Source organism: Rhodococcus sp. P14 (assembly GCF_000256505.1).
Lineage (GTDB): Bacteria > Actinomycetota > Actinomycetes > Mycobacteriales > Mycobacteriaceae > Rhodococcus > Rhodococcus ruber.
Map to the genome: position 1 here is coordinate 1 of NZ_AJFC01000280.1, position 15,935 is coordinate 15,935.

At 71.6% G+C, this 15,935-nt stretch carries 15 protein-coding genes and 1 pseudogene; 9 read left to right on the forward strand and 7 right to left on the reverse strand.

Features of this window, described 5'->3' with window-relative positions; all coding sequences use genetic code 11:
* Window positions 1-65: 65 nt before the first annotated feature.
* Window positions 66-1,166 carry a homoserine O-acetyltransferase MetX gene (gene metX / locus OEY_RS0119705; RefSeq protein WP_029540125.1) on the forward strand — a complete coding sequence of 367 codons (1,101 nt, stop codon included), beginning with the start codon at window positions 66-68 and terminating at the stop codon, window positions 1,164-1,166.
* A gap of 36 nt (window positions 1,167-1,202) precedes the next feature.
* Here the strand turns inward: metX and OEY_RS0119710 are convergent, their stop codons facing one another.
* Window positions 1,203-1,505 carry a DUF3017 domain-containing protein gene (locus OEY_RS0119710; RefSeq protein WP_010595525.1) on the reverse strand — a complete coding sequence of 101 codons (303 nt, stop codon included), beginning with the start codon at window positions 1,503-1,505 and terminating at the stop codon, window positions 1,203-1,205.
* 4 nt (window positions 1,506-1,509) lie between these two features.
* On the reverse strand, window positions 1,510-2,364 hold the full coding sequence (locus tag OEY_RS0119715) for a bifunctional methylenetetrahydrofolate dehydrogenase/methenyltetrahydrofolate cyclohydrolase (protein ID WP_010595526.1): 855 nt from the start codon (window positions 2,362-2,364) through the stop codon (window positions 1,510-1,512).
* A 163-nt stretch (window positions 2,365-2,527) separates the two neighbouring features.
* On the opposite strand from OEY_RS0119715, the gene OEY_RS0119720 reads away from it, so the two are divergent.
* The 3 genes from OEY_RS0119720 (at window position 2,528) to OEY_RS0119730 (ending at window position 4,063) form a co-directional block, all read left to right on the forward strand.
* Window positions 2,528-2,992 carry a tRNA (cytidine(34)-2'-O)-methyltransferase gene (locus OEY_RS0119720; RefSeq protein WP_010595527.1) on the forward strand — a complete coding sequence of 155 codons (465 nt, stop codon included), beginning with the start codon at window positions 2,528-2,530 and terminating at the stop codon, window positions 2,990-2,992.
* 124 nt (window positions 2,993-3,116) lie between these two features.
* Entirely contained in the window at window positions 3,117-3,638 is a 522-nt protein-coding gene (gene idi, locus OEY_RS0119725; protein WP_043805613.1) for an isopentenyl-diphosphate Delta-isomerase, read from the forward strand.
* A 224-nt stretch (window positions 3,639-3,862) separates the two neighbouring features.
* A complete protein-coding gene (locus OEY_RS0119730; protein WP_010595529.1) occupies window positions 3,863-4,063 on the forward strand; it encodes a hypothetical protein in 201 nt (66 codons plus the stop codon).
* A 35-nt stretch (window positions 4,064-4,098) separates the two neighbouring features.
* On the opposite strand, the gene OEY_RS0119735 is transcribed toward OEY_RS0119730, so the two are convergent.
* From OEY_RS0119735 to OEY_RS0119755, 5 genes are all read right to left on the reverse strand, one after another.
* Window positions 4,099-4,407 (reverse strand): rhodanese-like domain-containing protein, encoded by a 309-nt coding sequence (locus OEY_RS0119735; RefSeq protein ID WP_010595530.1) that lies wholly within the window; start codon window positions 4,405-4,407, stop codon window positions 4,099-4,101.
* Entirely contained in the window at window positions 4,400-5,239 is an 840-nt protein-coding gene (locus tag OEY_RS0119740) for a DUF4349 domain-containing protein (RefSeq protein WP_010595531.1), read from the reverse strand. The genes OEY_RS0119735 and OEY_RS0119740 overlap by 8 nt, the downstream gene beginning before the upstream one ends.
* A gap of 11 nt (window positions 5,240-5,250) precedes the next feature.
* A complete protein-coding gene (locus OEY_RS0119745) occupies window positions 5,251-8,511 on the reverse strand; it encodes an error-prone DNA polymerase (RefSeq protein WP_010595532.1) in 3,261 nt (1,086 codons plus the stop codon).
* Window positions 8,512-8,588: 77 nt separating this feature from the next.
* On the reverse strand, window positions 8,589-9,452 hold the full coding sequence (locus OEY_RS0119750; protein ID WP_010595533.1) for an RNA polymerase sigma-70 factor: 864 nt from the start codon (window positions 9,450-9,452) through the stop codon (window positions 8,589-8,591).
* Entirely contained in the window at window positions 9,449-10,027 is a 579-nt protein-coding gene (locus OEY_RS0119755; protein ID WP_010595534.1) for a carboxymuconolactone decarboxylase family protein, read from the reverse strand. The genes OEY_RS0119750 and OEY_RS0119755 overlap by 4 nt, the downstream gene beginning before the upstream one ends.
* Before the next feature lie 375 nt (window positions 10,028-10,402).
* Here OEY_RS0119755 and OEY_RS0119760 point away from each other — a divergent pair, with 375 nt between their 5' ends.
* The 5 genes and pseudogenes from OEY_RS0119760 to OEY_RS28730 form a co-directional block, all read left to right on the forward strand.
* A complete protein-coding gene (locus OEY_RS0119760) occupies window positions 10,403-11,110 on the forward strand; it encodes a ScbR family autoregulator-binding transcription factor (RefSeq protein ID WP_010595535.1) in 708 nt (235 codons plus the stop codon).
* Window positions 11,111-11,283: 173 nt separating this feature from the next.
* Entirely contained in the window at window positions 11,284-12,819 is a 1,536-nt protein-coding gene (locus OEY_RS0119765) for a multicopper oxidase family protein (RefSeq protein WP_010595536.1), read from the forward strand.
* Window positions 12,820-12,829: 10 nt separating this feature from the next.
* Window positions 12,830-13,747, forward strand: coding sequence for an ABC transporter ATP-binding protein (locus OEY_RS0119770; RefSeq protein ID WP_010595537.1), 918 nt, complete (start codon window positions 12,830-12,832; stop codon window positions 13,745-13,747).
* Window positions 13,744-15,327 (forward strand): ABC transporter permease, encoded by a 1,584-nt coding sequence (locus OEY_RS0119775; RefSeq protein WP_029540127.1) that lies wholly within the window; start codon window positions 13,744-13,746, stop codon window positions 15,325-15,327. Before OEY_RS0119770 ends, OEY_RS0119775 begins: the two co-directional genes overlap by 4 nt.
* Before the next feature lie 57 nt (window positions 15,328-15,384).
* Window positions 15,385-15,935: pseudogene (locus tag OEY_RS28730) on the forward strand (MMPL family transporter); the annotation flags it as partial.

Here is a 15,935-nt window from a genome sequence, read left to right on the forward strand (position 1 = left end):
CTCGCCGACCTCACCACCGGCCTCGAGGCGGTCGCGTCTTGACGGCGCGCGTCGACCGGCGCCACGTGGAACTGCCGCCGGAGGACGGCCGTCTCGGGACCGTCGACATCGGGCCGCTGACGCTCGAGTCCGGCGCCACCCTGCCCGACGTGACGGTGGCGGTGCAGCGATGGGGCCGGCTGTCGCCGTCACGCGACAACGTCGTCCTCGTCGAACACGCCCTCACCGGGGACTCGCACGTGACCGGGCCGGCCGGACCCGAACACCCGTCGCCCGGCTGGTGGACCGGGATGGTCGGTCCGGGCGCGCCGATCGACACCGACACGTGGTGCGTTGTGGCGACGAACGTGCTGGGCGGCTGCCGCGGCACCACCGGACCGGGTTCGCCCGCCCCGGACGGCAAGGCGTGGGGCTCCCGGTTCCCCGGCATCACGGTGCGCGACCAGGTCGCCGCCGAGGTCGCGCTCGCCGATGCGCTCGGCATCGACAGGTTGGCGGCCGTGACCGGCGGGTCGATGGGCGGCATGCGGACGCTCGAGTGGATCATCGGGTATCCGGAACGGGTGCAGGCGGCCCTCGTCCTTGCCGTCGGGGCCCGCGCCACCGCCGACCAGATCGGCACCCAGACCACGCAGATCGCCGCCATCACCGCCGACCCGGACTGGCAGGGCGGGGACTACTACGGAACCGGACGTGTGCCGCGGACCGGGCTGGGCATCGCACGGCGGATCGCGCACCTGACCTACCGGACCGAGGGCGAACTCGACACCCGCTTCGCGAACTCCCCCCAGGGAAGCGAAAACCCCTGGAACGGAGGGCGATACGCGGTACAGAGCTACCTGGAGCACCAGGCCGACAAACTCGTCGCGCGGTTCGACCCCGGTACGTACGTCGCGCTCACCCAGGCCATGAATCGGCACGACGTCGGACACGGGCGGGGCGGTGTGGCCGCGGCACTCGGCTCCACCCCGGTACCGACGATCGTCGCCGGTGTGGATTCCGACCGCCTGTATCCGCTGCGCCTGCAACAGGAGATCGCCGACGGCCTGCCGGGCTGCGACGGGCTGCGCGTCCTCGAGTCCCGGGACGGTCACGACGGTTTCCTCACCGAGGCCGGCGCCGTCGCCAAACTCCTGACCGAGCTCGTCACCCTCGCACGAGGCTGAGGGCCGCGCGCCGCCGGGCCGCCGCGGCCCGGCGGCTCATCCGGTGCCGAGCGGATCGATCGAGACCGCCAGCGCGATGACGAGTCCGCCCACGACGAGGAGCGCGGACACGTCGAAGGCCCGGCTGCGCACGGCGAGCACCCCGACCTCGTCCTCGGGGACCCACAGGCGCAGCAGACCGGCGAGCAGGGTGGCGCTGCCGAAGACGAACGCGCCACGACGCCACCGGTCCGCCACCACGAGGATCACCGCCGCAGCGATGACGACCGTCACCGCCAGCAGCGGTAGGTTCCGCCGGGCCAGCCGCAACCAGCGCTCCGCGCCGGCCAGGTGCACCACGGGCTCAGCGGCCGGCGAGCTGTTCGGCTCGCTCGACCACGTTCGCCAGCAGGAACGCACGGGTCAGGGGTCCGACGCCACCGGGGTTGGGCGACAGGAACCCGGCCACGTCGCCGACGTCGGCGGCCACGTCGCCGCGCAGGCCCTCCGGGGTCCGGCTCACCCCCACGTCCAGGACCGCCGCACCCGGCTTGACCATGTCCGCGGTGATCAGTCCCGGCACACCCGCAGCGGCGACGACGATGTCCGCACGCCGTACCTCCGCCGCGAGATCCTTCGTGCCGGTGTGGCAGAGGGTGACCGTCGCGTTCTCGCTGCGGCGGGTGAGCAACAACCCGATCGGGCGGCCGACGGTGACGCCGCGGCCCACCACCACCACGTGGGCACCCGCGATCGGGACCTCGTACCGGCGCAGCAGATGCACGATGCCGCGCGGCGTGCACGGCAGGGCCGCCTCCTTGCCGAGAACCAGGCGGCCGAGGTTGATCGGGTGCAGACCGTCGGCGTCCTTGTCGGGATCGATGCGCTCGAGGGCGGCGTTCTCGTCCAGGTGCTTCGGCAGCGGCAACTGCACGATGTAGCCGGTGCAGCCGGGGTCGGCGTTCAGCTCGTCGATCACCGCGTCGAGCTGCTCCTGCGTCGTGTCGGCGGGCAGGTCGCGGCGGATCGAGTTGATGCCGACCTTGGCGCAGTCGTTGTGCTTGCCGCGCACGTACGCCGCGGATCCCGGGTCGTCGCCGACGAGCACGGTGCCGAGCCCGGGGGTGATGCCCTTCGCCTTCAGCGCGGCCACGCGGGCCTTCAGGTCCTCGAAAATCTCGTCGCGGGTCGCTTTGCCGTCCAGGATCGTCGCAGTCACGACCACCATTGTCTCAGGTCGCCCGGCAACGTCGGACGCAGCCTCACCGGCGGAGGTGCTCGCGTACCCGGACAGCCGCGCGTCCGGCACCGCACGGCCGTCCGCCCCGGGCGTGGACGGTCCCCGGCGGCACCGCCGGAGGTGCGGCTGGCAAGCTGAATCGGTGTTCCGAGTGATGTTCTACGAGCCGCGCATCCCACCCAACACCGGTAATGCGATCCGCATGGTGGCCGGGACCGGCTGCGAGCTGCATCTGGTGGAGCCGCTCGGATTCGATCTCTCCGAGCCGAAACTGCGGCGTGCGGGCCTGGACTACCACGATCTGGCGTCGGTGAGCGTGCACGAGGACCTCGAGACCGCGTGGGCCGCGCTGCGGCCGGAGCGGGTGTACGCATTCACCGCACATGCGAGCGTGTCGTATGCCGCGCTCGAGTACCGGCCCGGCGACGTGTTCCTCTTCGGGCCGGAACCCACGGGACTGCCCGACGAGGTGCTCGCCGATCCCCACGTCACGACCCGGGTGCGGATTCCGATGCTGCCGGGCCGGCGCTCGCTGAACCTGTCGAACGCGGCGGCGGTGGTCACGTACGAGGCGTGGCGTCAGCACGGTTTCGCGGGGGCCGTCTGAACCGGCCGGGCAACGGACCCATCCGCGCCGGGGACGGCCCCGAATCCCCTTCGACGCCGCGCGGAGCCTCGTCGTGGGGAAACGCCGCAACTGTGGGAACGTGGAACGGGGAGGTGGAGACGTCGTGACTCTTGTCGTGCTGGTCGACCGCGACGGTCGGGAAGTGGGAACGGCCGAGAAGGTGGCAGCGCACCGCCCTCCGGCTCCGCTGCATCGTGCTTTCTCGGCGTTTCTGCTCGATGCCGACGGCAACGTCCTGCTGCAGCGCAGGAGCCTGGACAAATACCACTTCGCCGGCCTGTGGGCCAACAGCTGCTGCGGGCATCCGCTCCCGGGTGAGAGCGTGCTCGAGGCCGCGGCCCGGCGCAGCTGGGAGGAACTGGGTGTGCACCCGTCGGGCCTGCGAGAGGTGGCCTCGGTCGTCTACTCCGCCCACGATCCGGGTTCGTCGCTCATGGAGCACGAATTCGACCACGTCGTCGTCGGACGCGTGCACACGGCGCCCCGTCCCGTCCCGAGCGAGGTGGCCGAGGTGCGGTTCCAGTCCCTCACCGAGGTCGTGCGCGACGTGGAGCAGTCCCCCCAGGTGTTCGCGCCGTGGATGCCGCACGTCCTCGGCGCGGTGCTACCGTCGCTGACCCGGTAGGCCGGCGGCTCCTGGGCGACGGCCCGGACGTCGGTGTCCCGCCTCTCGTTGCGCTGCACGAAGAACGGGCCCGCATCGAATCGTTATACGTCGTTATCATTTCGTTATTTCCCCGCGTCGGCCGTGACACCGGCGCCGGGGACTCTCGGTATCCGGATCGATTCCGGGGCACCCGGCGACGCGCTCGCCGCCCGGCAGTCGGACGAACGACTCGGAGAACAGACATGGCGGCACCACACCTTCCCCACCGTCCGAAGAATCCGTCGGCACTGCTCGAGGATCCACACGCAGGCGTCGCCCTCACGGGCGTCCTCACGGTCGTGGGTGCGCTCGTCGCCGTGGCCATGGTCGGTTCCGCGCTGCTGGCCGTCGCCCTCGCCGCCATCGTGGCAGGCGCCGTGGCGATCGTCGCCGCCGCGATCTGACGGCAGGCCGGACGCTCCCGTGCGAGCGCGCCCGGTCAGACCCCGACTTCCACGTCGCGGCCGGACTGCTGCCAGGCCACGGTTCCGCCGGTCACCGACACGGCGTTGATGCCACGTCCGACCAGATAGCCGGCGGCCTGCGAACTGCGTCCACCGACCGCGCAGATCACGTAGACCGTGTCCGCGTCCGGAATCTCGTCGGCGCGGGCGACGAACTCGCTGAGCGGGATGAGCGTCACCCCGGGCACTCGCACCTGCAGGTACTCGTCGCGCTCACGGACGTCGATGACGGGGGCACCGGCGGCGAGCGCGGTGTCCAGGGTGGCCAGGCCGACCTCACGCATCCTGGTCGTTCCTCTCCGGGTTCGGGACTGGTTCCGGTCTGCCCCGCCGCGCGACGAGCCGGACGACCACGTAGACGACGGCTGCGCACACGGCGAGAAACCCCACCCACGGTAACGCGACCCCCAGAGCGACCACCGACCCGGCCAGCGCCGAGCGCAACGCACCCCATCCGGCGAGGACCCCGTCCACGAAACTGTCCCGGTCCGCCCGGCGCTCCGCCGAGATCTCCACGGTCAGCGTGGACAGCTCGATCTGGTCGGCGAGGTAGCGCTGCTGGGCGACGAGACCGTCGAGTTCGCTCTGACGCTGCGCCAGCGCGTTCTCTGCCTCGATGAGGTCGGCGGTGGTCGCGGCCGAGGCCATCAGCGCGCGCAACCGGTCCACCGACGACTGCAGGGCCGCGATCCGCGCCTCGAGATCGGTGTACTGGAGCGTGACGTCCTCGCGGGTGGTGGTCAGGCTGGTCACGTCGCCGAGCCCGCGGATGTCCTCGATCGTCCCGGTGAGCCGGTCCGCCGGCACCCGGACGGTCAGCACACTGGCGGCGCCCGGCTGCTCGGTGACCGAGTCCACCCGGCCGCCGGCCGCCTCGACGAGCGTCACCACCTGTCGTCCGGCAGCGACCGGATCGCCGGCACGCAGCACCAGGTGCCCGGTGACGATCTCCTTGCGCGAAGTGGGCTGCGCGTCCGCAGGTGCCGATTCGCGGGTGCCGTCGGACAGGGACGGCTGCGGTGGTGCGGCCGCGGTTCCGTCACCCGCCCCCTCGCCGCCTCCGGCGCATCCGGCGAGGAACAGCAGGGCGAGCAGGATCACCAGCGGGCGTCGCATGCCGCAGGATGCTAACGGAAGTCGCGGGACTTTCCGGTGATGCGCAGATCCATGCGCTGCAACCGGTCCGCGACCACCGTCACCGCTCCCTCCGCGTTCTGCACCCGTCCGCGTACCAGCAGCGCCGGTGCGGTGTGCGCGAGCGTGCGGTACCGCGCCCACAGCCCCACGGAACACACCACGTTCACCATCCCGGTCTCGTCCTCGAGGTTGAGGAAGGTCACGCCCTCGGCGGTCGCGGGTCGCTGCCGGTGCGTGACCGCGCCCCCCACGAGCACCCGCGCCCCGTCGGCGACCTGCAGCAGCTGCGCCGCCGGCACGACGCCGAGCGCGTCGAGCTGCGGGCGCAGGAACTGGGTGGGATAGCTGTCCGGGGAGATCCCCGTCGCCCACACGTCCGCGGCGGCCAGCTCGACATCGCTCATGCCGGGCAGTGCGGGGGCCTGCGTCGACGCGCCGACGCCGGGCAACCGGTCCGGCCGTTGCGCCGCAGCCGCGCTCGCCGACCACAGCGCCTCCCGGCGGGTGATACCGAGGCCCCCGAGGGCTCCCGCCGTGGCGAGGGCCTCGGCCTGGACGGTGCTCAGCTCGACCCGCCGGGACAGTTCCGGGAACGACGCGTAGGGGCCGTGCGCCGTGCGCTCGGCGACGATCCGTTCGGCGAGCGCGTCACCGAGGTGGCGGACCGCGCCGAGGCCGAGACGCACGTCCCGGCCGCGGTTCTCGGTGGTGGCCTGGGCGAGGCTCACGTTCACATCCGGTCCGTGGACCACGACACCGTGACGGCGGGCGTCGGCGACGAGGGACTGCGGGGAGTAGAACCCCATCGGCTGCGCGCGCAGCAGGCCCGCACAGAATGCCGCCGGATGATGCAGCTTGAACCACGCCGAATAGAACACCAGGGCCGCGAAGCTCTGCGAATGACTCTCGGGGAAACCGAAATTCGCGAAGGCATAGAGCTTTTCGTAGATGCGGTCGGCAACGTCGCCGGTGATGCCGTGCCGCTCGCGCATGCCGTCGTAGAGCCGGCCGCGCAGCCGTTCCATCTTCGCGGTCGAACGCTTGGCCCCCATCGCCCGGCGCAGCCGGTCGGCCTCGGCCGCCGTGAACCCGGCGGCGTCGACAGCCATCTGCATCAGCTGCTCCTGGAACAGCGGCACCCCGAGGGTGCGTTTCAGGGCCTTCTCGAGGCAGGGATGGTCGTAGGTGACGGGTTCGAGCCCGTTGCGGCGCCGGATGTACGGGTGCACGGACCCGCCCTGGATGGGACCCGGCCGGATGAGCGCCACCTCGACCACCAGGTCGTAGAAGACGCGTGGCTTCAAGCGCGGGAGGGTGGCCATCTGCGCGCGGGACTCGACCTGGAACACCCCGACGGCGTCGGCGCGGCGCAGCATCTCGTATACCCCTTCCTCCGCGAGATCGAGACGAGCGAGATCCACCGTGACTCCTTCGTGCTCGGCGACGAGGTCGATCATGTAGTGCAGCGCGGACAGCATGCCCAGTCCGAGCAGGTCGAACTTCACCAGTCCCGCGGCGGCACAGTCGTCCTTGTCCCACTGCAGCACGGTGCGGCCCGCCATCCGGGCCCATTCGACCGGGCACACGTCGGCGACGGGACGGTCGCAGATCACCATCCCGCCGGAATGGATGCCGAGGTGGCGCGGCAGTCCTTCGACCTGTGCGGCGAGTGCGAGGACGGACGGGGGGATGTCGGTGTCGGGCTCCTGTTCCACGCCGTGCCACCTGGTGACCTGGCGACTCCAGGCGTCCTGCTGGCCCTGCGCGTAGCCGAGGGCCCGCGCCATGTCGCGGACGGCGGACTTGCCGCGGTAGGTGACGACGTTGGCGACCTGAGCGGCGTGGGTCCGCCCGTACTTGGCGTAGACGTGCTGGATGGCCTCCTCCCGCCGGTCGGACTCGATGTCGATGTCGATGTCGGGGGGTCCGTCGCGTTCCGGGGACAGAAAGCGTTCGAAGAGCAGCTCGTTGCGGACCGGGTCGACGTTGGTGATGCCGATGGCGTAACAGACGGCGGAGTTGGCGGCCGAACCTCGCCCCTGGCAGAGGATGTCGTTGTCCTTGCAGAAGGTGACGATGTCGTGCACCACGAGGAAGTAGCCGGGAAAGTTCAGCCGGCCGATGACATCGAGTTCGTGCTCGATCTGCCGGTAGGCCGCCGGATCGTCCTCGGGGGTGCCGTAACGGTGCCGCGCCCCGTGCAGGGCGAGTTCGCGCAGCCGGCTGAGTTCGGTGTGCCCCTCGGGTACGTCGAACGGGGGCAGGTTCGGGGCGATGAGCCGCAGGTCGAACGCACAGTCCCGGGCGAGTTCGGCGGCCCGGCGGACCGCACCGGGGTGGGCGGCGAACAGGTGCGCCATCTCCGCGCCGGAACGCAGGTGGGCGCCCCCGGTCGGGAGGAGCCGGCCCGCGGCTTCGTCGAGACTCTGCCGGTCGTGGATGGCGGCCAGCGCTGTCGCCAGTCGCCGGCGGTCCGGCGTGGCGTAGTGGGCCGCGGTGCTGGCGATGCACGAAAGACCTCGGCGATCGGCGAGTTCCGCGAGCAACGCGTTGCGTTCGCCGTCCTCGGGGAGGCCGTGGTGCGTGAGCTCGACCGTGACCCGGTCGGCGCCGAAGCGCTCGACGAGGTCGCACAGGGCCGTCTCGGCCGCCTCGGGGCCCCCGACCTCGAGGGCTCGGCGGACGTGCCCGCGGCGGCAGCCGGGGAGGATCTGCCAGTGCCCGCCGGCCACATCGGTGAGCGCGTCGTAGTCGTAGCGCGGCCGGCCCTTCTCCCCACCGGTCAGATGCGCGGCGGCGATCTCGCGGGACAACCGCCGATACCCCTCCTGCCCGCGCGCGAGGACCAGGAGGTGCGTCTCGTCCGGCGCTCCGGCGGCGAGGGAGAGTTCGGCGCCGAACACGGTGCGCATCCCCAGTTCGCGGGCAGCTTCGGCGAAGCGCACGACGCCGTAGAGACCGTCGTGGTCGGTGAGCGCAACGGCTTCGAGGCCGAGACGCACCGCCTCCTCCACGAGTTCCTCGGGACCGGAAGCACCGTCGAGGAAGCTGAACGCCGAGTGGGCGTGCAGTTCGGCGTAGGGCACGACGGGCCCGTCGGGCGGCCGGACGCGCGGTTCGTACTCTCCGCGGGTGCGCGACCAGGCGGGACTGTCGCTGCCGTCACCGGGGAATTCCACGTCGCGTCGGGGCCGGCCCGACAACACGCGTTCGAGCTCCGACCAGGTCGGCGGCCCACTCCCCCAGCCCATCCCCGCACCGCCTTCGGCTCGACCGTCCTCGCTCATCGTACATATGTTCGAATTGCGCGGCCCGCCGGGCGGGACGGTCACCGCCGCAGTTCCGCCGACGTTCCCAGCCGCCCCAGCTTGTGGGGGTTGTTGACCGCGTAGAGGCGGGTGATCCGGCCGTCCTCCACCACCAGACTCACCGCAGCGGCTGCGCCCTCCACCTCGAAACGTGCGCCCGGCATCCCATTGAGCCAGGCACCGGCCGCCACGAAGCCCGGGGCCTGGGCGAGGCGGATCAGCAGCGCCGCCAGCTTCTCGGCTCCGGCGATCGGCTTCCGGGCCGCCGGCACCACCCCGCCGCCGTCGGCGATCGCCACCACGTCCGGGGCGAGCACCTCCATCAGGCCCTGCACATCGCCCGTCGCGAGGGCCGTCATGAACTTCTCGACCACCGCCAGCTGCTCGGCCGGCTCCACCCGCATCCGCGGTCGCCGCGCCGCGACGTGCCGGCGGGCACGGTGGGCGATCTGCCGGACCGCGGCCGGGGTCTTGCCCACCGCCTCGGCAATCTCGTCGTAGGGCGTATCGAACACCTCACGCAGGACGAACACTGCCCGCTCGACCGGACCGAGGGTCTCCAGCACGGTGAGCATCGCGATCGAGACGCTCTCGGCGAGTTCGGCGTCCTCGGCCACGTCGGGAGTCGTGAGCAGCGGCTCGGGCAGCCATTCCCCGACGTACTCCTCGCGTTGCCGCGCCAATGCCCGCAGCCGGTTGAGCGCCAGCCGGGTGACGATCCGCACCAGATAGGCCCGCGCGTCCCACACCTGCGTCCGGTCCACATCCGCCCACCGCAGCCACGTCTCCTGGACGACGTCCTCGGCGTCGGCGGCAGAGCCGAGCATCTCGTAGGCGACGGTGAAGAGCAGGTTGCGGTGGGCGACGAACGGGTCGTCGGTCACGACTTCGACGCTACGGCGAGCGGCTCGAGATTGCAGGCGGCGGACAACCCCTGCGACTCGATGCCGAACGCGGTGTTGGAGCGGGTCATGAAGTTCGTCAGCGCGATGTAAGCGGTCAGCTCCACCAGCGCGGCTGGGCCGAGTGCCTCCAGCAGCCGGGCCGACAATTCGTCGGTGACCGTCGGCGGCGTCTGCGTCATCGCCTCGGCGTACTCCATGACGTCGCGCTCCAGCGGCGTGAAGACATCCGACTCACGCCACCGTGGCACCTCACGCGCCTTCGCCACGTCCAACCCCTTGTTGTGGGCATGGAAGTAGCCGAGATCCAGGCAGAAACTGCACCCGACCAGGCTGGCCACCGCCATGTGGGCGAACGACTTCAGGTTCTCGTCACACCGGTCCCACTTCTGGATCCGGCGACCGACCCCGAAGCCGAAGTTCAGCACCTTCCGGTTGTGCCACATCACCCCCACCCCCTCGGGCACGTCCCCGAGCATCTTCCGGGACATCCGCTCGACGAGCGCGCCGTAGATGCCGGTCAGCTCCGCCTTCGGGATCCTGGTGCTGCTGGTCATGATTCCTCCTTCGGTTGCTTGCTCTCTCGGCATGGAGACACCGGCCACGAATCGAATGTGACATTCGAGCCGGAATTCACCGGGCCGGAAATCGCTGCCGAGGGACGGCTCCCGGCAGGGGACAGCCGTCGAGCACTCCACCGGCGTGGGTGCCGCCAAAACCGGACGACTGGTTTTTCGGTGGTATGCTGGGAGCGCTTCCAGAGACAGACCTCCGGGACGTGCCTTGTGCCGCGGCACGGACGGGCCTCTGGTGGCACCGCAGGGAGCGGAGGGGTGAGGGTCCGTTCGGGCAGGCTCGGGGGGCCGGCCCGAACGGACCACCCCCGGTCCGCACCCGGTCACGCAGGGCGGCCGACAATGCGAGGAGTGGAGATGACCCGGGACTGCGTCGGTGCACCGACCGTCGAGCCGGCAGCCACTCCGGCCGCTGCGAATCCGCCGTCCGAGGCTCCCGCGGTCGGGCGCCCGGCCCAGCAGCGCGCGATCCGGACCCGACAGCAGATCCTTCTCGCCGCCGCGCGGTTGTTCGCCGACAACGGCGTGCACGGCACGGCCCTCGCCGAGGCCGCAGCCTCGGCCGAAGTGACCAAGGGAGCACTGACCTTCCACTTCCCCACCAAGGACGCCCTGGTGCAAGCGTTGATCAGCGAACAGCAACAGCGCACCCGTGCCGCGATCGGCACCGTCCTGCACGCCGACGGCCCCGCCCTCGAGCAGCTGGTCGCGCTCACCCATGCGCTCGGACGGTTGTTCAGCGAAGATCTGATCGTCCAGGCCGGACTGCGGCTGACCGGCGAGTACGAACGCGCCGACCGCGAGGCCTACCGAAGCTGGATCACGGTGTTCGAAGCCCTGTTCCGGCGTGCGTCGGACGAAGAGGAACTGAGCGCCCGACTGGACCCGGCCGCGCACGCCCGGTTCCTCGTCTCCTCCGTCGCGGGGGTGTACCTGCTGTCGATGGTTCTCGCCGACCGCGCGGACCTCGAGGCCCGCCTCGACCAGATGTGGGAGCTGTTGCTCCCCAGCATCGTCCGGGCCGATCGGCACGATCGGATCCCGGCGATCCGCTCTGCGCGCTGACGGGTCCCCTGCCGGTTCGCGACGAGAAGGCGGTTCCCGCGGCACCGGCCGAGCCTCGGGCCCGGCAACCACCCGCTCGTCAGAGGAACCCCCCCGTTCGGTCCGCCGGGAGCACCCGCGCACACCGGTCCTTTCGGGGTTGTCCCCCAGTCCGATTTCCGGTGTGTGCCCGGATGTGCCGCCCCGCCCGCCGCAGCAGTATCGATCTCGTGAAGCGGGTCCTGCTGCAACTCTCCGGCGCGCTCGTCGCCGTGATCGTCGTCCTCACGGCGATCGCGGGCGGCCTCGTCGCGCACGCGTGGAACTCGGCGGTGGTCGACACCACCGGCCGGGTCACCTTCGACCGTGCGCTGCGCATCCCGCCGCTCGCGACGAGCACGATCGCACCCGACGGGGTCCGCGTGTTCGACCTGACCATGCAGCGCGGCACCACGGACCTCGGGCACGGTCCCGGCACCCGGACCTGGGGCGTGAACGGGTCGTACCTCGGGCCGACGCTGCGTGCCGGCCGCGGCGAACAGGTCCGGGTGAACGTCACCAACGAGCTCGACGAGGCGAGCACCCTGCACTGGCACGGCATGCACCTGCCGGCCGCCGTGGACGGCGGCCCGCACCAGCCGATCGCCCCGGGGGCGACGTGGAGTCCGCAGTGGACAGTCGACCAGCCGGCCGCGACGCTGTGGTACCACCCGCACCCGCACGGCACCACCGCCGACCACGTCTACCGCGGGATCGCCGGACTGTTCCTGCTCGACGACCCGGCCGGCGGTCCACCCCTGCCCGACCGGTACGGGATCGACGACATCCCACTCGTGGTGCAGGACAAGCGGTTCGACCGTGACCAACTCGCCACCGACGGCGCGATGTTCGCCGCCGTCGGCCTCCTCGGCGACGAGATCGTCGTCAACGGCACCCCGCGGCCCTACCTCGACGTCACCGCCGAGCGGATCCGGCTGCGGTTGCTCAACGCCTCCAACGCTCGCGTGTACAACTTCTCCTTCGACACCGGTCTGCCGTTCCTGCTCGTCGGCACCGACGGCGGCCCGCTCACGAATCCGGCACCGATGCGCCGCATCCAGCTCTCCCCCGGCGAGCGCGCCGAGATCGTCGTCGCGCTGCCCGCGGGCGCGACGACCGTGCTCCGCAGTACCCCGCCGGACCTGGGTGCGGACTTCTGGCAGACCAGGTTCTCCGGCGGTGACGACGAGTTCGACATCCTCGAGCTGCGCGCCGCGCGCACGCTCACGCCCAGCACGCAGGTGCAGGGGGAACCGGTCACCCACGAGGATCCCGGTCCCCCCGCCGTCACACGGCACCTGGACCTCACCGGCTCCGGCACCATCGACGGCCGCGAAACGGACATGTCCCGGATCGACCAGACCGTCGCCGCCGGCGCCACGGAGGTGTGGGAGGTCCGCAACAGCAGCGGCACGATCCACAACTTCCACGTCCACGGGACGAGCTTCCGCGTTCTCGGTGACGGCCACCCCGCCCTGTCCGGCCCGAAGGACACCGTCTACATCGCACCGGGGCGCACCGTCCGGCTGCTGATGCGGTTCACCGGTCACCCCGATCCCGCGGCGCCGTACATGTACCACTGCCACCTGCTCCGGCACGAGGACGACGGCATGATGGGGCAGTTCGTCGTCGTCGACCCGGGTGCGGGACCGCCACCCGAACCGCCCGCCCACACCGCCGTCCACGAGTAGCGTGCGTCCCATGACGTCCGCGATCCGGATCGAGGGACTGGTCAAGCGATTCGGACGCTTCACTGCGCTCGACGGCCTGGATCTGGAGGTCGCCGCGGGCGAGGTGCACGGTTTCCTCGGCCCCAACGGGGCCGGCAAGTCGACCACGTTGCGGGTCCTGCTGGGTCTGCTCCGGCCGGACGCCGGGCACGTCGGGCTGCTCGGCGGCGACCCCTGGCGCGACGTGGTGAGCCTGCACCGACGGCTCGCCTACGTGCCGGGCGACGTGAGCCTGTGGCCCGGAATGACCGGCGGCGAGGCGATCGATCTGCTCGGCCGGTTGCGCGGCGGACTCGACCGGCGGCGCCGCGCGGCCCTGCTCGACCGGTTCGAACTCGACCCGACCAGACGCGGCCGCACCTATTCGAAGGGCAACCGGCAGAAGGTGGCGCTCGTCGCGGCCCTGGCCTCGGACGTGGAACTGTTGCTGCTCGACGAGCCGACCTCGGGGCTCGACCCGGTCATGTCCGCGGTGTTCCACGACGAGATCACCCGGGAGAAGCGGCGCGGGCGGACGGTCCTGCTGTCGAGCCACGTGCTCAGCGAGGTCGAGACGCTCGCCGACCGGATGAGCATCATCCGCGACGGCCGGGTCGTCGAGACCGGCACGCTCGAGGACATGCGTGCGGATCTGCGCTCGACGATCGACGCTGTCCTCGCCGCCCCCGTGGCCGACCCGGCGGCACTGACCGCGCTGCCCGGGATCCACGACGTGCGCATCGACGGCCCGCGCGTGCACTGCGCGGTCGAGCACGGCCACGCCGGCCCGGTGCTCGCGGCTCTGGGCCGCAACGACATCCGCAGCATCACCGTCTCGCCACCGTCCCTCGAGGAGTTGTTCCTGCGGCACTATCACCGGCACGGCCGCGACGGGCAGGCCCCGACGTGAGGGCCTCGTGGGCGGGGATGCGGCCGCTGCTGCGGGCCACCGCCGAGCAGGACCGCGGCAACGTCGCGCCGTGGATCGTGCTCGTCACGGCGCTGTCGGTGTCGTCGGTCCTCGCCTACGGCTGGGTGTTCCCGGACGCGGCGAGCCGCCGCACCCTCGATGCCACCCTCGGCGCGAACCCGGCACTGCGGGTCGTGTTCGGCCCGGCGCGCGACCTGACCTACGCGGACGGATTCAACGCGTGGCGGGCCGGGGCGCTCGGCGCGTTCTTCACGGCCCTGATGGCGATCCTGGCCGTCATCCGCAACAGCCGCGCCCACGAGGATTCGGGTCAGGCCGAACTCGTCGCCTCGGGCGTCGTCGGCCGCCAGGCCCGGCTGGCGACGGCCGTCGCGTGGTCGTCGCTGGCCTCCGTCGTGCTCGGTGTCGTCTGTGCGGGCGCGACGATCCTCGTCGGCGGCGGTGTCGCCGACTCGATCACGCTGGCCGCGACGTTCACCGCGTCCGGGCTGGTGTTCGGCGCGCTCGCCGCGGTCACCGCCCAGCTGGGGTCCTACGCGCCCACCGCCACCACCCTGGCGATCGGGGTGCTCGGAGCCTGTCTGCTGGTCCGCGCCTACGTCGACGTGGTCGCCCCCGACGGGTGGGCGATCTGGACGACCCCGCTGGGCTGGGTGCAGCAGGTTCGCCCGGCGGCGGGAAACGACTGGTGGCCCCTGGCGGCCTGCCTTGTGCTGACCGCGGTACTGCTGTTGATCGCGTTCGTCCTGCAGGCCCGGCGCGATTTCGGGGTCGGTGTGATCGCGCCGTCGCCGGGGCCCGCAGAAGGCGGGGCGGGAACGAACGTGTGGGGCCTGGCGCTGCGTCTGCACCGCGGCGCGCTCGCCGCGTGGACGACGGTGTTCGTGGCGCTCGGGGTGGTGTTCGGTTTCATGTCCACCACGTTCACGGAGGTCTTCGCCGACAACCCGGCGCTCGGCTCGCTGCTCGGGAGCGGACGCGGCTCGCTCGTCTTCGGTTTCGTGGTGACGATGCTGCAGCTGATGGGCATCGTCGCCGCCGTGTTCGGGGTCCAGGTGATGATGCGGCTGCGCGCCGAGGAACTGGCGCTGCGCGTCGAACCGGTGCTGGCCGGGGCCCTGACCCGGACCCGGTACTTCGCGTCGCACGCGGGAATCGCGCTGCTCGCCCCCGCGGCGGCGCTGCTCGTGGGGGCGACGCTGTTCGCGTACGTCTCGTCGGCGCGGGGTGGACGGATCGCGGCCGGGGATCTGATCCGCCAGGCGCTCGTGACGATTCCCGCGGTGTGGGTGCTGGTCGGGTTCGCGGTCGCGGTGATCGGCGCCCGGCCCCGGGCGCGGATGCTCGGCTGGCTCGGTGTGGTCGCCGCCTTCGCGCTGACGATCCTGGGCCCGCTGTTCCGGTTGTGGAACTGGATTCTGGGAATCAGTCCGTTCCGGCACGTGCCCGTGGTGACGGCGGCACCACCGCAGTGGCTCGGGCTCGCCGTGCTCACCGCCGTGGCCGCCCTGTTCGCCGCGGTGGGGTTCGCGGGGTTCCGGCGCCGGGACGTCGGCTGAGGACCGGTCGCACTACAGTCGCGGAGCATCGGGTCGTCACCGGGAACGGAGCACCGCATGAACCGTTGGGCCACATTCGTCGTCGACCGGCGCTGGTGGGTGCTCGGGTTGGCGGTCGTCGTCGTCGTGCTCGCGGGCGTCTGGGGCACCGGGGTGTTCGGCCGACTCTCGCAGGGCGGGTTCTACGACCCCGGCAGCGAATCGGCCGAGGTGCAGCGCATCGTGGACGACAATTTCGGTCCCCAGACCGCCGACATCATCGCGATCTACACCCCGCCACCCGGGCGCACCGTCGCCGACATCGGACCCGAGGTGACCGCGGTGCTCGATCGGTTCGCGGCCGAGGTACCCACCCGTTCGGTCGACTCCTACTGGTCGGCCACGCCACCGGCGAAGCAGCTGCTGCTGTCGAAGGACGGCGGCAGCGCGGCGGCGGCCGTCACCCTCGAGCCCGGCTCGGAGATCACCGTCACGACGTTCCAGGGTCTGCTCCCGAAACTCGAGGTCCCCGGTGTCGACGCGCAGTTCGCGGGGAACTCGGTCGTCGGCGTCGCGTTCACCACCCGGCTCGAGCGCGATCTGCTCTTCGCGGAGGCGATTGCTCTTCC

Excerpts from the sequence above, each read along its gene's own strand:
- OEY_RS0119730 (WP_010595529.1), top strand. The coding sequence starts at position 3,863 with ATGGCGGCACCACACCTTCCCCACCGTCCGAAGAATCCGTCGGCACTG.
- OEY_RS0119735 (WP_010595530.1), bottom strand. The coding sequence starts at position 4,407 with ATGCGTGAGGTCGGCCTGGCCACCCTGGACACCGCGCTCGCCGCCGGT.
- OEY_RS0119740 (WP_010595531.1), bottom strand. The coding sequence starts at position 5,239 with ATGCGACGCCCGCTGGTGATCCTGCTCGCCCTGCTGTTCCTCGCCGGA.
- OEY_RS0119745 (WP_010595532.1), bottom strand. The coding sequence starts at position 8,511 with ATGGGCTGGGGGAGTGGGCCGCCGACCTGGTCGGAGCTCGAACGCGTG.
- OEY_RS0119755 (WP_010595534.1), bottom strand. The coding sequence starts at position 10,027 with ATGACCAGCAGCACCAGGATCCCGAAGGCGGAGCTGACCGGCATCTAC.
- OEY_RS0119760 (WP_010595535.1), top strand. The coding sequence starts at position 10,403 with ATGACCCGGGACTGCGTCGGTGCACCGACCGTCGAGCCGGCAGCCACT.
- OEY_RS0119765 (WP_010595536.1), top strand. The coding sequence starts at position 11,284 with ATGTGCCGCCCCGCCCGCCGCAGCAGTATCGATCTCGTGAAGCGGGTC.
- OEY_RS0119770 (WP_010595537.1), top strand. The coding sequence starts at position 12,830 with ATGACGTCCGCGATCCGGATCGAGGGACTGGTCAAGCGATTCGGACGC.